The sequence below is a fragment of the Streptomyces sp. HM190 genome (assembly GCF_009857135.1).
Lineage (GTDB): Bacteria > Actinomycetota > Actinomycetes > Streptomycetales > Streptomycetaceae > Streptomyces > Streptomyces heilongjiangensis.
Map to the genome: position 1 here is coordinate 6,989,237 of NZ_CP047318.1, position 13,626 is coordinate 7,002,862.

Sequence of the window (13,626 nt, forward strand, 5' to 3'; positions counted from 1 at the left end):
GATCGACGGGGGCCGACAGACCGTGAACCGAGGAGGGTGCCGTGAGCGAACGCTGCGTCGACGCGCACGAGGTGGAGCTCGAACCCCTGCCGCTGAAGGAGGAGGACGTGCTCGCGGGACGCCCGGCCGCGGCCGCCCGGACGCTGGGGGACCTAGGGTGTGTGTCGAAAGTGGATCTTGAACGTGAGATGATCTTGCTTCGTGGCACGTGGAGATCTGACGGACGCGCAATGGGCGGTGCTGGAACCGCTGTTGCCGAAGGGCAAGAAGCCCGGACGGCCGCCGACGTGGGCCAGGCGGCAGCTGATCGACGGCATACGGTTCCGGGTCCGTACTGGCGTTCCGTGGCGGGACCTGCCCGCCGAGTACGGGCCGTGGGGCCGGGCGTACGACTTGTTCCGGCGGTGGCAGCGGGACGGCACCTGGCATCGGATCTTCACCGCGCTCCAGGCCCGGGCCGACGCGAAAGAGCTGATCACCTGGGACATCAACGTCGACTCCACGGTGTGTCGGGCCCACCAGCACGCCGCCGGGGCAAGGAAAAAGGGGAGCTGCAGAAGGAGCCGCCCGGCGGCGTCGGCGTCGAGCCCGACGACCACGGCCTCGGCCGCTCGCGCGGTGGCCTGACCACCAAGCTGCACCTGGCCGTCGAACAAGGCCAGAAGCCCATGTCCATCGTGATCACGGCCGGCCAGCGGGGCGACTCCCCGCAGTTCGAGCCTGTCCTGAACAAGATCCGCGTCCCGCGTCTTGGCCCAGGCAGGCCGCGCACCCGGCCCGATCGTGTGCGCGCCGACAAGGCGTACGCCTCCCGGAAGAACCGCGCTTACCTGCGGCAGCGCAGGATCCGCTGCACCATCCCGGACAAGGCCGACCAGGCCCGCAACCGCAAGAAACGCGGCTCGCGCGGCGGCCGACCGCCGAAGTTCGACCCGCAGGACTACAAGGCTCGGCACGCGGTCGAGTGCGGCATCAACCGCCTCAAAAGGCACCGGGCCGTGGCCACGAGGTACGACAAGCTCGCGGTCCGCTACGAGGCGACCGTACTCGTAGCGGCCATCAATGAATGGCTGTGACCAGCACATTCGATACACGCCCTAGTAGGGCTGGTTCCGAAGGTCCCGTCTGCCCGGCGGCGTCCGGTGCGCACGCTCGCCGCGTTGTCGGGATCGCCGCGATACCACCGGTATCGGGGCGACCCTCCGCCGTGCGAGCGCACGCACCGGACGCCGCCGGGCCTGCCCTTCGGGCAGACGACGCCACTTTCGCAACACGTCCTAGGCGGCACGGAGTTCGGGGTGTGGGCCCTCACGGTCGGGACCGTGCGTGACGTCGAGGTCGACGAGGTCTTCGTCGTCCTGGAGGGCGACGCGACCGTGCGCTTCGAGACCGGGGAGAGCGTCGACCTCGCACCCGGCGTCGTCGTACGTCTGCGCGCGGGGGAGCGCACCGAGTGGGAGGTGCGCTCCCCCGCTGCGGAAACTCTTCGTGGCGGCCGGCTGAGACGCCGGGCACGCCCAACCGCCCTGCCCGTCTGCCGGACGAAACCGCGCGCCGGCTCCCGACCCGGCTGAGGGCGCGCCAGGATCCGGCCATGGCCGCCTTGCGCCCTTTCGGCGCCGTGCGACGCCGCTGAGACTGCCCTGCACGGCACGGCGACACGGGGAGGGCGTGATCGTGGCTGCGCGCGGACGGGGTGCGACCGCTCGCCGCAGGCGGGCGGCGCGGCTGAAGTCGATCACCGCCGGTGGCTGCCTGGCGGGAGCCCTGCTCGTGCTGTTCTGGTCGCGGGTGTGGCCGTACGTCACGGCGGTCGTGGTGCTCGGTGGGCTCAGCGCGGCCGGCTGGTGGTGGTGGCGCACGGACCGGCTCCTGCGCGCACGGGATCGCCGCTGGCGGCGGGAAGAGGCGGTGAGGGCGGGGCACCGGACGCTCGCCGAGGTCGACGCGATGACCGGGACCGAGTTCGAGGAACTGGTCGCCGGCCTCTGCCGGCGCGACGGATGCACGGACGTGCGCAGGGTGGGCGGAGCGAACGACAACGGCGCGGACGTCGTCGCCCGACTCCCGGACGGCCGGAGCATGGTGATCCAGTGCAAGCGGTACAAGCCCACCAGCACGATCGCCAGCCGCGAACTGCGCGACCTCCTCGGCGCGAAGGTGCACTTCGGCGCCGACCTGGCCGTGTTCGTCACGACGACGCGGTTCAGCGGCCCCTCCGAGAGGTTCGCGACCCGGCACGGCATCCTCGCCGTGCACCGCGACCACCTGGGGCTGTGGAACAACGGGACCTCCCTGCTGTCGCTGAGCGCCGTGAACGGCCGCGGACAGGGCGACTCCCGGCACCGGGCCCGCTGGAAGCAGGCGTACGGGAAGTGAGCCCGGCGCCGGGCGCCGAGCGGAAAGGCCGGGGCGGCGCGCGGCGCCTCCGCCCGGCGGCCTGGGCATGTTCAAGTCCGGGGTGGGGTTTCTCGCGTTGCCCAGGTTCGTTGGTGGCTGCTGGGCACCAGCCCGTGGGGCGGCCGGACGCGGCCGGTGCTGATCGGTGTCGGCGGTGTCGTCAAGGTGGGGCTGATGCCGGTCGCCCGCCGCTTCCTCCCGGCGCCGGCAGGGGGCCGTTCCCGGCCGACCGTTCGCCGGTGGTTCGACCGGGTCAGCGCCCTCCAGCGGCTGCTGAGCGTCGCCGTCGTCCTGCTCTGCCGCCACCTCGGCGTGCCGGTGCTCCTCCCGCCGCTGGTCGCGGTGGTCGTCGGGCCGCACTTCCTGCCGTTGGCGGTCGTGTTCGAGCAGCCCCGACCGCCCGTCCCGGCCGCCCTGTCGATCGACGCGGGGGCGGTGGGCGCGACCGTCCGGCTCATCGGCGGCCCGGACGAAGGCGTCCGCCGCGCGGTGGGCCTCACGTCCGCGCTGTCCCTGTGGGGGCGTGGCGACCCGGACGGTCACGGCGACGCCATCCATCCCCGACCCGGGCCGGGCGGCGTCCCGCACGCCTGACGACAGTCCCTGGGACCCGCGCATGATCGGCGGCCCGCCTCTGTTGCTGATAGCGTGCAGTTGCACATTGATTGCAATAGTGTCGGAGGATGTTGGACATGGCGGTGTACACGCTCCCGGAGCTTCCCTACGACTACGCGGCGCTCGAACCGGTCATCAACCCGCAGATCATCGAGCTGCACCACGACAAGCACCACGCCGCGTACGTCAAGGGCGCGAACGACACGCTGGAGCAGCTGGCGGAGGCGCGGGACAAGGAGCAGTGGGGCTCGATCAACGGCCTGGAGAAGAACCTGGCCTTCCACCTGTCCGGCCACATCCTGCACTCGATCTACTGGCACAACATGACCGGTGACGGCGGCGGCGAGCCGCTGGAGAAGGATGGCGTGGGTGAGCTGGCGGACGCCATCGCCGAGTCCTTCGGCTCGTTCGCCGCGTTCAAGGCGCAGATGACCAAGGCGTCGGCGACGACGCAGGGCTCCGGCTGGGGCGTGCTCGCGTACGAGCCGCTCAGCGGCCGCCTCATCGTCGAGCAGGTCTACGACCACCAGGGCAACGTCGGCCAGGGCTCCACCCCGATCCTGGTCTTCGACGCCTGGGAGCACGCCTTCTACCTGCAGTACAAGAACCAGAAGGTCGACTTCATCGACGCGATGTGGGCCGTCGTCAACTGGCAGGACGTCGCCCGCCGTTACGCCGCGGCCAAGGAGCGCGGCGACAGTCTGCTGCTCGCCCCCTGACCGTCGGCGCCGTGACCGTGACGGCGCCCGCACCGACGTCCTGCTCGTGATCGTCTTCTCAACCTTCATGTGCAGGCGGCAGGAGGAAGGGCTCCCGCGAGGACGTGACTCGCGGGAGCCCTTCTGCCGTCCGGCCCGGCGGCACCGGGCGGGTCCTCCGCGATGCCGGGCGGTGCCTCCGCGGCGCCGGGCGGTGCGGGGCGCGGCCGGCGCCCAGTCCGTGCTCGGACGACACCGACCGCGTCGACGGCGTCGGAAGGCTCTCGGAGCCGTCCTCTCCGCACCGGGGCGTCGTGCCCGCTTCACCCGGGCGCCCTCGCACAACCATCCACTGTTTCCATGTGTCTTGGAGGTGAGTCACCCCCGTGCGAGGCGTCTCGATGTCGCTCGCGCCTTGAGGAGGAGCAGTGGGAATCCGCCGACCTGCCGTATCGGCCGCCGTGGCCGCCGCCCTGATCGGCTCGTTCGCCGTGCCGCTCGTCGCGGGCACCGCGTCCGCGAAGGACGGCGTCGCCACCGTGCGCGAGGACTTCAACGGCGACGGCCACCAGGATGTCGCCGTCGCCGCACCGGGAGCGAAGGTCGGCGGGCATGCCCTCGCCGGCTACGTCGCGGTCACCTACGGCTCCCCGCAGGGCCTCGACCCCGAGCGGACCACGGTCATCACCCAGGACACCGCCGGCGTGCCCGGTGCCTCGGGCGACAACCACGTCTTCGGCTACGCGATGATCTCCCGAGACCTGGACGGCGACGGCCTGACCGACCTGGCCGTGGTCGCCCGCGACTACCGGCCGGAGGACAACGTCAACGGATCGGTGACCGTCCTGTGGGGCCGCAGGACCGGCCTGTCCGGTGAGGGCGCCGTCCGCGTCGGCGCACCGGCGAACGCCCAGGTCGGCGACGACATCACCGCGGGCGACTTCGACGGCGACGGCCACACGGACCTGTTCATGGGCAACGGGAGCGAGTACGACTTCCACGACGTCCTCTACGGCCCCTTCGGCCGCGACGGCGTCCCCGCCCGCGCGCAGCAGGTGCAGGTGTACAGCACCGACAACTCCATCAACTCCACCGCGACGGGCGACTTCAACGGCGACGGCGTCGACGATCTCGCGACGTTCTACGTCTACGAGAACCACGCCGAGGGCGGCAAGCTGTGGCTCGGCTCGAAGGCCGGGCTGTCCACCGTCCCGCGGCGGCTGAACTCCGCGGCCGGCACCGCCGTCGCCGACTTCGACCGCGACGGTTACGCCGACCTCGCCACCCGCGTCTTCCCGAACGGCGACACCGAGGGCACCGAGGAGGACCCGGGCACCGTCAGGATCTCCTACGGTTCCGCGTCCGGCCCCAGCCAGACCCGTACGCAGACCATCACCCAGAACACGGCGGGCGTACCCGGCGTGAGCGAGAAGGGCGACCAGTTCGGCGGACGCCTGCACGCGGGCGACGCGAACGGCGACGGATACCCCGACCTGGCCGTCGGCGTCCCCGGCGAGGCGATCGGCTCCAAGTCCAGGGCCGGCGCGGTGGTGCTGCTCAAGGGCGCCAAGGGCGGGCTCACCGGCAAGGGCGCGCAGGCGTTCCACCAGGACACGACGGGAGTGCCGGGGGTCGCGGAGTCCGGCGACGTGTTCGGCGCGGCGCTGCGGTTGCTCGACATGACCGGTGACGGCAGGGCGGACCTCGTCGTGGGTGCGCCGGGCGAGAACCTGGGAAGCGTCGCCAACGGCGGCGCGGTGTGGCTGCTGCGCGGCGCGACCTCCGGCGTGACCGCCGCGAAGTCGGTCGCGGAGAACCCGACGGACCTCGGCGCCCCGGCGCCGAAGGCATGGTTCGGCGCGAACCTGAGCGGCGACAACGGTGCCGGAGTGGTGATCCCTTAGCCGAACAGCCGCCCCGCGGGACGGGCCGACGTCCGGGGACGGATCGTCGGCACCCTCTCGTAGGGGAGCCGGTGGGGACGACGAGGAGCGGGCACCGGACGGACCGTCAGTACTGTGGCGGCGTATGACCGACGCCCACACCCACACCGAGACCGACACCGAGACCGGCACCAGGACCGCGACCGAGGCCGGCGCCGAGAGCGAGATCACCGCCGGTCTGGTCCGCGACCTGCTGCGGGAGCAGCATCCGGACCTCGCGGGGCTGACGCTCCGTGAGGTGCCGGGCGGCTGGGGCAACCGGATGTGGCGCCTCGGGGAGGAGTTGGCCGTGCGCATGCAGTGCATGGACCCCACCCCGGAGCTCCTGCTGAAGGAGCGCCGCTGGCTGCCCGTGCTGGCTCCCCGCCTACCGCTTCCGGTACCGCTCCCGGTGCGGTGGGGCGAACCGTCCGCGCGCTTCCCCAAGCACTGGACCGTGATGACGTGGGTGCCCGGCGAGCCGGGGGACCTCGGCCCGATCAACCGCGGCGAGCACGCGGCCGACACGCTGGCGGGCTTCCTCCGGGCGCTCCACCGTCAGGCGCCCGCCGAGGCACCGGTCTCCACCGGCTTCGGTGCCCATCCCCGGGACTGCGCGGACGGCTTCGAGAACTTCATCCGGGCCGTCGTCCCCGACGGCCTTCCCGCCGACGTCGCCGCCGACGTCCGGGCCGTCTGGGACGACGCCGCCGCGGCCCGCCCCTGGGAGGGCCCGCCGGTGTGGGTGCACGGCGACCTCCACCCCGCGAACGTCGTCGTCTCCGACGGAACGCTCTCGGGCGTCGTCGACTTCGGCGCCCTGTGCGCCGGCGACCCGGCGTGGGACCTCGCCGCCGCGTGGGTGCTGCTGCCGGCGGGCACGGCCGCACGGTTCTTCGACACGTACGCCGACGCGGACGAGGCGGCGATCCGGCGCGCCCGCGGGCTGGCCGCCATGAAGAGCCTGTTCCTGATGCTCATGGGCCGCAACGGGGACCGGGGCCTCCCCGGCGGCAAGCCGCACTGGGGGCCCGCGGGCAGGGCGGCACTGGACCGGGTCCTGAAGGGAGTGTGACGCACGCTTCCTGCGAGCCTGTTCCCGGGCCCGGCCGCCGAGGACCATGCGGCTGTGGACGTTCTTGGCGAGGCACCGGCATGGACGACCCGGTCAAGACTGCCGGGATGCGGCAATGCGAACGGCATGTCCACGCCGCCAGGATGGGGGTGAGGGAAGCATGCGACGGAGATCTCGATGCCGGGCACCGGAAGGTGTCCGGCATCCGGCCGCCGAGGCCGTCGCGTGACACGGCGAATCGGGGGGTTGGCCATGCGCACGTTCCTGGAGGCCGCCACAGGCTTTCCGACCTTCCTGTTCACCGTCCCCCTGCTGGCGTCCCTGGGCTTCTGGCTGCTGGTCGCGGTGGGCGCCGCAGACCCCCGCACCTTCGACGGGGACGTCGACCTCGGCGCGCTGGGGCTCGGCGGTGTCCCCGTCGCGGCCGCGTTCTCGCTGTGGACGGGCTTCGCCTGGGCCGTGAGCCTCGGCGCCGTCGCCGCCCTGGAGCCACTGGCTTCCTCGGGCCCGTCGCGCGCGCTGACCGGGCTCGCCGTCCTCGCCACGGCTTCCCCGACCGCGTGGTGCGCGACCTGGGCCGTCACTCGCCTGCTGCGCCGCCCCCGCCCCCATGAATCCGACCATGTCCTTCTCCAGGACGCCGCCCCGGAGTTCCGCACCCACCGCCGGGCCGCCTGAGCGGCACGCCGGAACCGATCGCGTCGACGCCGCGCACCCCTGGGGCGGGTTGCGAAAGTCCCGTCCGCCCGGCGGCGTCCGGCACGCACGCTCGCCGCGTTGTCGGGACCGCCCCGGTACCACCGGTGTCGGGGCGACCCTCCGCCGTGCGAGCGCACGCACCGGACGCCGCCGGGCCTGCCCTTCGGGCAGACGACGCTCCTTTCGCAACACGCCCCGGCCGGCCCGTTCCCTCCCACGCCTCCTTGCCGGGGGCAGGCAGCGGTACCGGCGCGGGTCGGAGTACGCTCCTGCGACCGCGCGTCAATAAGACGTCAAGAGCACGCTCGATCAGGGGGATCCGCATGGCGGCGGGACGGGAAGCGTCCGAACGGCTGCAGGGATACGAGGCGTACCTGGAGGGATACGCCGTCATCCTCGCCGACGCCTCGGCGACGGGCCGCCGGCTCTCCCGGGAGGAGCTGGTTTCGCGCCGTGCCCTGGGCGAGCAGGCCGCCGACGCCGGGATCGGGCTGCGCGCCCTGGTCGGCGCCCACCTGGCGGCCACCCGGGCACACTGGCCCACCGCGAGCGGCGCGTCCGCGGACGACGTGCTGTCCGCCGCCGCGCAGGCCCTGGACGCGTTCGCGGAAGGGTACGAACGCGCCCAGCGGCACGCCGTGCGCAAGGAGGAGGCCGCCCGCCGGGAATTCGTCGACGACCTGCTGTACGGCCGCAGCGACCTGGGCCGCCTCGCGCAGCGCGCGGAACGCTACGGGCTGAGACTCTCCTACGAGCACGCCGTCGCCGTGGCCCGCGGCACGGCCGCCTACGAGGAGGGCGACCCGGTGCTCCGGGAGGTGGAGCGCGCCCTGATAGGCCGGTTCGGCGACCGCAGCGTCCTGCTCACCACCAAGGACGGCCGACTGGTCTGCGTCGCCCCGGGCGACCAGGACGACGTCCTCGCGTACTTCGCCAAGCAGGCGTTCGCCGCGACCGGCGGCGGTCAGGTGGGCATCGGCCGCCCGCACACCGGCCCGGCGGGCGTCGTCCAGTCGTACGAGGAGGCCCTGAACGCCCTCGACCTGGCCGAACGCCTGGAACTCGACGATCCCGTGCTGCGCGCCGCCGACCTCCTCGTCTACCCCGTCCTCACCCGTGACCGGCAGGCCATGGCCGACCTGGTGGACAGCGCGCTCGGCCCCCTGCGCCAGGCCCGCGGCGGCGCCCAGCCGCTCCTCGACACCCTCACGGCCTACTTCGACTCCGGCTGCGTCTCCGCGGAGGCCGCCCGGCGGCTGTCGCTGAGCGTGCGCGCCTTCACCTACCGCCTGGCACGCATCCACAAGCTCACCGGCGCCGACCCCTCCGATCCGGTCCACCGCTACGCCCTGCAGACCGCGGTCATCGGGGCGCGCCTGCTGGACTGGCCCGAGAAGCCCCTCTGACCTGGCCCGCGCGCGTCCGCAGTCCCGTACGAACGCCGCCGGGCGAGCCGAACGGGGCGGTCGGGGCCGCGTCGTATGGAGTGCGTCAAGGGCGCCGGGGTTGCCGTCAGGAAGGCGTCAAGGGTGGCCGAAACCGTCCGGTGGCGAGGTTTCCTCGAAAGGTCCGTTCCTGTTCGAACCTCTTCGAGGAGCTTGCGATGGCCGACGTGGCCTTCGTTGTCACCACGATCGCGGTATTCGCCCTCGTGGCTCTCGTCGCCAAGGGGGTGACGAAGCTGTGACCGCCGAGAACATCGTCGGCCTGATCGTGGCCGTCGCCCTGCTGGGCTATCTCGTCCTCGCCCTGATCTTCCCGGAGAGGTTCTGAGCACGCCCATGAGTCCCGTCCTCGCCGACGTGCTCCTGGTGACCGCGCTCGTCGGCGCGCTCGCCCTGGTGCACCGTCCCCTCGGCGACCACATGGCCGCCGTCTACTCCTCCAAGAGGCATCTGCGCGTCGAGCAGTGGATCTACCGCGCGGTCGGCGCGAACCCGGACGCGGAGATGCGCTGGCCCGCGTACCTCCGCGGGGTCCTCGCCTTCTCCGCGGTGAGTGTCCTGTTCCTGTACGTCCTCCAGCGCGTCCAGGACAAGCTGCCGCTGTCGCTCGGCTTCAAGGCGATCACCCCGGACCAGGCGTTCAACACGGCCGTGTCGTTCGTGTCGAACACCAACTGGCAGTCGTACGCGGGTGAGACGGCCATGAGCCATGTCACCCAGACCGCCGGACTGGCCGTGCAGAACTTCGTGTCGGCGGCCGTCGGCATGGCCGTCGCCGTCGCCCTCGTACGCGGCTTCGCCCGGTCCCGCACCGGCGACCTGGGGAACTTCTGGACCGACCTGGTACGCGGCGTCGTCCGCGTCCTGCTGCCGATCTCCGTGGTCGCGGCGGTCCTGCTGATCGCGGCCGGCGCCGTCCAGAACTTCGGCGACATCCACACCCTCACCACCCTCACCGGCGACAAGCAGGACGTCAGTCCCGGCGCCGTGGCCTCCCAGGAGGCCATCAAGAACCTTGGGACGAACGGAGGCGGCTTCTTCAACGCCAACTCCGCCCACCCGTTCGAAAACCCCAACGGCTTCACCAACCTGCTGGAGATCTTCCTGCTGCTGGTGATCCCGTTCTCGCTGCCGCGCACCTTCGGCAGGATGGTCGGCAACGTCAGGCAGGGCTACGCGATCGTCGCGGCGATGGGGATCATCTGGCTCCTGGCCGTGGTCGCGGTGACCTGGGTCGAGTTCGCCCATCCGGGCACCGCCTCGCAGATCGCGGGCGGTTCGACGGAGGGCAAGGAACAGCGCTTCGGCGAAGGCCCGTCCTCCCTGTTCGCGGTCTCCACGACGATGACCTCGACCGGCTCGGTCAACTCCTTCCACGACTCCTTCCAGGGGCTGTCCGGCGGTGTGCTGCTGCTCGGCATGATGCTGGGCGAGATCGCGCCCGGCGGGGTCGGCTCCGGCCTCTACGGCATGCTGATCATGGCGGTCATCGCGGTGTTCATCGCCGGTCTGATGGTCGGGCGCACCCCCGAGTACCTGGGCAAGAAGATCGGCACCCGCGAGATCAAGCTCGCCGCCTGCTACATCCTCGTCACCCCGGCCCTGGTGCTGATCGGCACAGCGCTGGCGATGGCGCTGGGCACGGGCGAGTCGTCGATGACGAACACCGGGGCGCACGGCTTCTCCGAGGTCCTGTACGCCTACACGTCCGCGTCCAACAACAACGGCTCCGCCTTCGCCGGGTTCGCCGCGAACACGGAGTACCACAACACGATGCTCGGCCTGTGCATGGCGCTCGGCCGGTTCCTGCCGATGGTGTTCGTGCTGGCGCTGGCGGGTTCGCTCGCCGGGCAGAAGCCGGTCCCGGACACGGCGGGCACTCTCCGCACGGAGAAGCCCCTGTTCACGGGCCTGCTGGTCGGAGCCATCATGATCATCACCGGTCTGACGTTCTTCCCGGCGCTCGCGCTGGGCCCGCTCGCCGAAGGGCTGGCGACATGACCACCGACACCACGAGGCAAGAGGACCCGATGTCCACGGTCACCCCGAGCCGGGCACCGCACCCCGACGCACCCACCGCGCACCGGCACCCCGACGGGCGCCTCGGAGCCGGGCTGTTCGACCCCGGGCAGCTGGCGCGGTCCCTGCCGGACGCCCTGCGCAAGCTCGATCCGCGGGTGATGATCAAGTCGCCCGTGATGTTCGTGGTGCTGGTCGGCTCGGTGGTCACCACCGTGCTCGCGGTCAGGGACCCGGGCGACTGGTTCGGCTGGACCATCACGGCCTGGCTGTGGCTGACCGTCGTCTTCGCCAACCTGGCGGAGGCGGTCGCCGAGGGCCGCGGCAAGGCGCAGGCCGACACCCTGCGCAGGGCCAAGACCGACACCGTCGCCCGGCGGCTCGCCGGGGAGACCGAGGAGCGCGTACCGGGCACCGGACTGCGCGTCGGCGACCTCGTCGTCTGCGAGGCCGGCGACATCATCCCCGGCGACGGTGACGTCGTCGAGGGCGTCGCCTCCGTCGACGAGTCCGCGATCACCGGGGAGTCGGCCCCCGTCATCCGGGAGTCCGGCGGCGACCGCAGCGCCGTCACGGGCGGGACGAAGGTGCTGTCCGACCGCGTCGTCATCAGGATCACCACCAAGCCCGGCGAGACCTTCATCGACCGCATGATCAACCTGGTCGAGGGCGCGGCCCGCCAGAAGACGCCGAACGAGATCGCGCTGAACATCCTGCTCGCGTCCCTGACCATCGTGTTCCTGCTCGCGGTGGTGACGCTGAAGCCGTTCGCGATCTACGCGGGCGCCGACAGACAGACCTCGATGATCGTGCTGACGGCTCTGCTGGTCTGTCTGATCCCGACCACGATCGGCGCGCTGCTGTCGGCCATCGGCATCGCGGGCATGGACCGGCTGGTCCAGCGCAACGTGCTGGCCATGTCCGGCCGGGCGGTCGAGGCCGCCGGCGACGTGTCGACGCTCCTGCTCGACAAGACGGGCACGATCACGCTGGGCAACCGGCAGGCGTCGGAGTTCGTGCCGGTGCGTGGTGTGACGGCCGCCGAGGTCGCCGACGCCGCCCAACTGTCGTCCCTCGCCGACGAGACGCCCGAGGGCCGCTCCGTCGTCGTCCTCGCGAAGGAGGCGTACGGGCTGCGCGAACGCCACCAGGGCGAACTGGCGGGCGCCGAGTGGATCGCCTTCACCGCGCAGACCCGGATGTCCGGCGTGGACGTCGACGGGCGAAGGATCCGCAAGGGCGCGGCCGGTTCGGTCGTCGCCTGGGTGCGGGAGCGGGGCGGCACGGTCGCGGAGGACGCGGACACGGTCGCGAGCCGGATCTCCGAGGCGGGCGGCACGCCGCTGCTGGTCGCGGTCCACGACGACCGGGGTGCCCGTGTCCTCGGTGTCATCCACCTCAAGGACGTCGTCAAGGACGGCATGCGGGAGCGGTTCGCGGAACTGCGCCGCATGGGCATCAAGACGATCATGATCACCGGTGACAACCCGCTCACCGCCAAGGCGATCGCGGACGAGGCCGGCGTGGACGACTTCCTCGCGGAGGCCACGCCCGAGGACAAGATGGCCCTCATCAAGCGGGAGCAGGCGGGCGGGAAGCTGGTCGCGATGACCGGTGACGGTACGAACGACGCCCCGGCGCTCGCGCAGGCGGACGTCGGCGTGGCGATGAACACCGGCACGTCGGCCGCGAAGGAGGCCGGCAACATGGTCGACCTCGACTCCAACCCGACCAAGCTCATCGAGATCGTCGAGATCGGCAAGCAACTCCTCATCACCCGGGGCGCGCTCACGACCTTCTCCATCGCCAACGACGTCGCGAAGTACTTCGCGATCATCCCGGCGATGTTCGCCGTCGCCTACCCGTCCCTGGACAAGCTCAACATCATGGGTCTGGCCTCGCCGGAGTCGGCGATCCTCTCCGCCGTCGTCTTCAACGCACTGATCATCATCGCCCTCGTGCCGCTCGCCCTGCGCGGTGTGCGGTACCGGCCGATGAGCGCGGACCGGATGCTCCGCCGCAACCTCGGCATCTACGGACTGGGCGGACTCATCGCCCCGTTCCTCGGCATCAAGCTCATCGACGTGCTCATCTCGTCGCTGATTCCCGGTCTGTGACTCCCTGAGAACGTGGTGAAGGACATGAACACTTCTGTGGTGAACACCGCGCGGATCCTGTGGGCCGCGCTGCGCATGCTGCTCGTCCTCACCGTGGTGACCGGTGTCGTCTATCCGCTGGTCGTGACCGGCGTCGGACAGGCCGCGTTCCACGACAGGGCGAACGGCTCGATGGTCGAGGTCGACGGCAAGGAGGTCGGCTCCAGGCTGATCGGGCAGAGCTGGAACCTGCCGGGCACCGACAGGCCCGACCCCCGGTGGTTCCAAGGGCGCCCCTCCCACAGCGGGTACGACCCGCTGGCCACCGGCTCCGGTCAGCTCGGCGCCAGCGACCCGACCCTGGTCAAGGACGTGAAGGCGGCGAAGCGGCAGGTCGCCGCGTTCAACGGCGTCGCCGCGTCCGCGGTGCCGGCCGACGCGGTCACCGGTTCGGCCTCCGCGATCGACCCGGACATCTCGCCCGCGTACGCGGGCATCCAGGTCGAGCGGGTCGCCGAGGCCAACGGCCTGCCCGTCCCGCAGGTCCGGAAGCTGGTCGAGGACCACACCCGGGGCCGCACACTCGGCTTCCTCGACCAGCCCCGCGTCAACGTGCTCGAACTCAACATCGCGCTCAGGGAACTGGCCGCCACCTGA

At 71.8% G+C, this 13,626-nt stretch carries 13 protein-coding genes; all 13 read left to right on the top strand.

Annotation, left to right across the window (positions count from 1 at the left end; all coding sequences use genetic code 11):
* The first annotated feature begins 201 nt into the window (after positions 1-201).
* The 13 genes from GSY65_RS29875 (at position 202) to kdpC (ending at position 13,626) form a co-directional block, all read left to right on the top strand.
* Positions 202-1,076 (top strand): IS5 family transposase gene (locus tag GSY65_RS29875; protein ID WP_443043178.1). Its coding sequence is split into 2 segments (ribosomal slippage): positions 202-591 and positions 594-1,076, totalling 873 coding nucleotides; the frame shifts between segments, so codons are not numbered across the junction.
* Positions 1,077-1,142: 66 nt separating this feature from the next.
* Positions 1,143-1,574 (top strand): cupin domain-containing protein, encoded by a 432-nt coding sequence (locus GSY65_RS34580; RefSeq protein WP_328707521.1) that lies wholly within the window; start codon positions 1,143-1,145, stop codon positions 1,572-1,574.
* 103 nt (positions 1,575-1,677) lie between these two features.
* Positions 1,678-2,379, top strand: a complete 702-nt coding sequence (locus GSY65_RS29885) for a restriction endonuclease (protein WP_236580114.1) — start codon at positions 1,678-1,680, stop codon at positions 2,377-2,379.
* Positions 2,380-2,535: 156 nt separating this feature from the next.
* Positions 2,536-2,994: a hypothetical protein gene (locus GSY65_RS29890; protein ID WP_201452713.1), complete on the top strand. Its 459-nt coding sequence runs from the start codon at positions 2,536-2,538 to the stop codon at positions 2,992-2,994.
* Between the two features lie 98 nt (positions 2,995-3,092).
* Positions 3,093-3,734 (top strand): superoxide dismutase, encoded by a 642-nt coding sequence (locus tag GSY65_RS29895; protein ID WP_159774465.1) that lies wholly within the window; start codon positions 3,093-3,095, stop codon positions 3,732-3,734.
* A gap of 407 nt (positions 3,735-4,141) precedes the next feature.
* Complete coding sequence (locus GSY65_RS29900) at positions 4,142-5,617, top strand: FG-GAP and VCBS repeat-containing protein (protein ID WP_159774467.1); 1,476 nt, start codon at positions 4,142-4,144, stop codon at positions 5,615-5,617.
* Between the two features lie 124 nt (positions 5,618-5,741).
* On the top strand, positions 5,742-6,710 hold the full coding sequence (locus GSY65_RS29905) for a phosphotransferase (RefSeq protein ID WP_159774469.1): 969 nt from the start codon (positions 5,742-5,744) through the stop codon (positions 6,708-6,710).
* Positions 6,711-6,962: 252 nt separating this feature from the next.
* Entirely contained in the window at positions 6,963-7,388 is a 426-nt protein-coding gene (locus GSY65_RS29910; RefSeq protein ID WP_159774471.1) for a hypothetical protein, read from the top strand.
* A gap of 344 nt (positions 7,389-7,732) precedes the next feature.
* Positions 7,733-8,815 carry a PucR family transcriptional regulator gene (locus GSY65_RS29915; RefSeq protein ID WP_159774473.1) on the top strand — a complete coding sequence of 361 codons (1,083 nt, stop codon included), beginning with the start codon at positions 7,733-7,735 and terminating at the stop codon, positions 8,813-8,815.
* Between the two features lie 277 nt (positions 8,816-9,092).
* Entirely contained in the window at positions 9,093-9,182 is a 90-nt protein-coding gene (kdpF, locus tag GSY65_RS29925; protein WP_037659531.1) for a K(+)-transporting ATPase subunit F, read from the top strand.
* An 8-nt stretch (positions 9,183-9,190) separates the two neighbouring features.
* Positions 9,191-10,855: a potassium-transporting ATPase subunit KdpA gene (kdpA, locus tag GSY65_RS29930; RefSeq protein WP_159774477.1), complete on the top strand. Its 1,665-nt coding sequence runs from the start codon at positions 9,191-9,193 to the stop codon at positions 10,853-10,855.
* Positions 10,852-12,990 carry a potassium-transporting ATPase subunit KdpB gene (kdpB, locus tag GSY65_RS29935; RefSeq protein WP_201452714.1) on the top strand — a complete coding sequence of 713 codons (2,139 nt, stop codon included), beginning with the start codon at positions 10,852-10,854 and terminating at the stop codon, positions 12,988-12,990. Before kdpA ends, kdpB begins: the two co-directional genes overlap by 4 nt.
* Positions 12,991-13,014: 24 nt before the next feature.
* Positions 13,015-13,626: a potassium-transporting ATPase subunit KdpC gene (gene kdpC, locus GSY65_RS29940; protein WP_159774479.1), complete on the top strand. Its 612-nt coding sequence runs from the start codon at positions 13,015-13,017 to the stop codon at positions 13,624-13,626.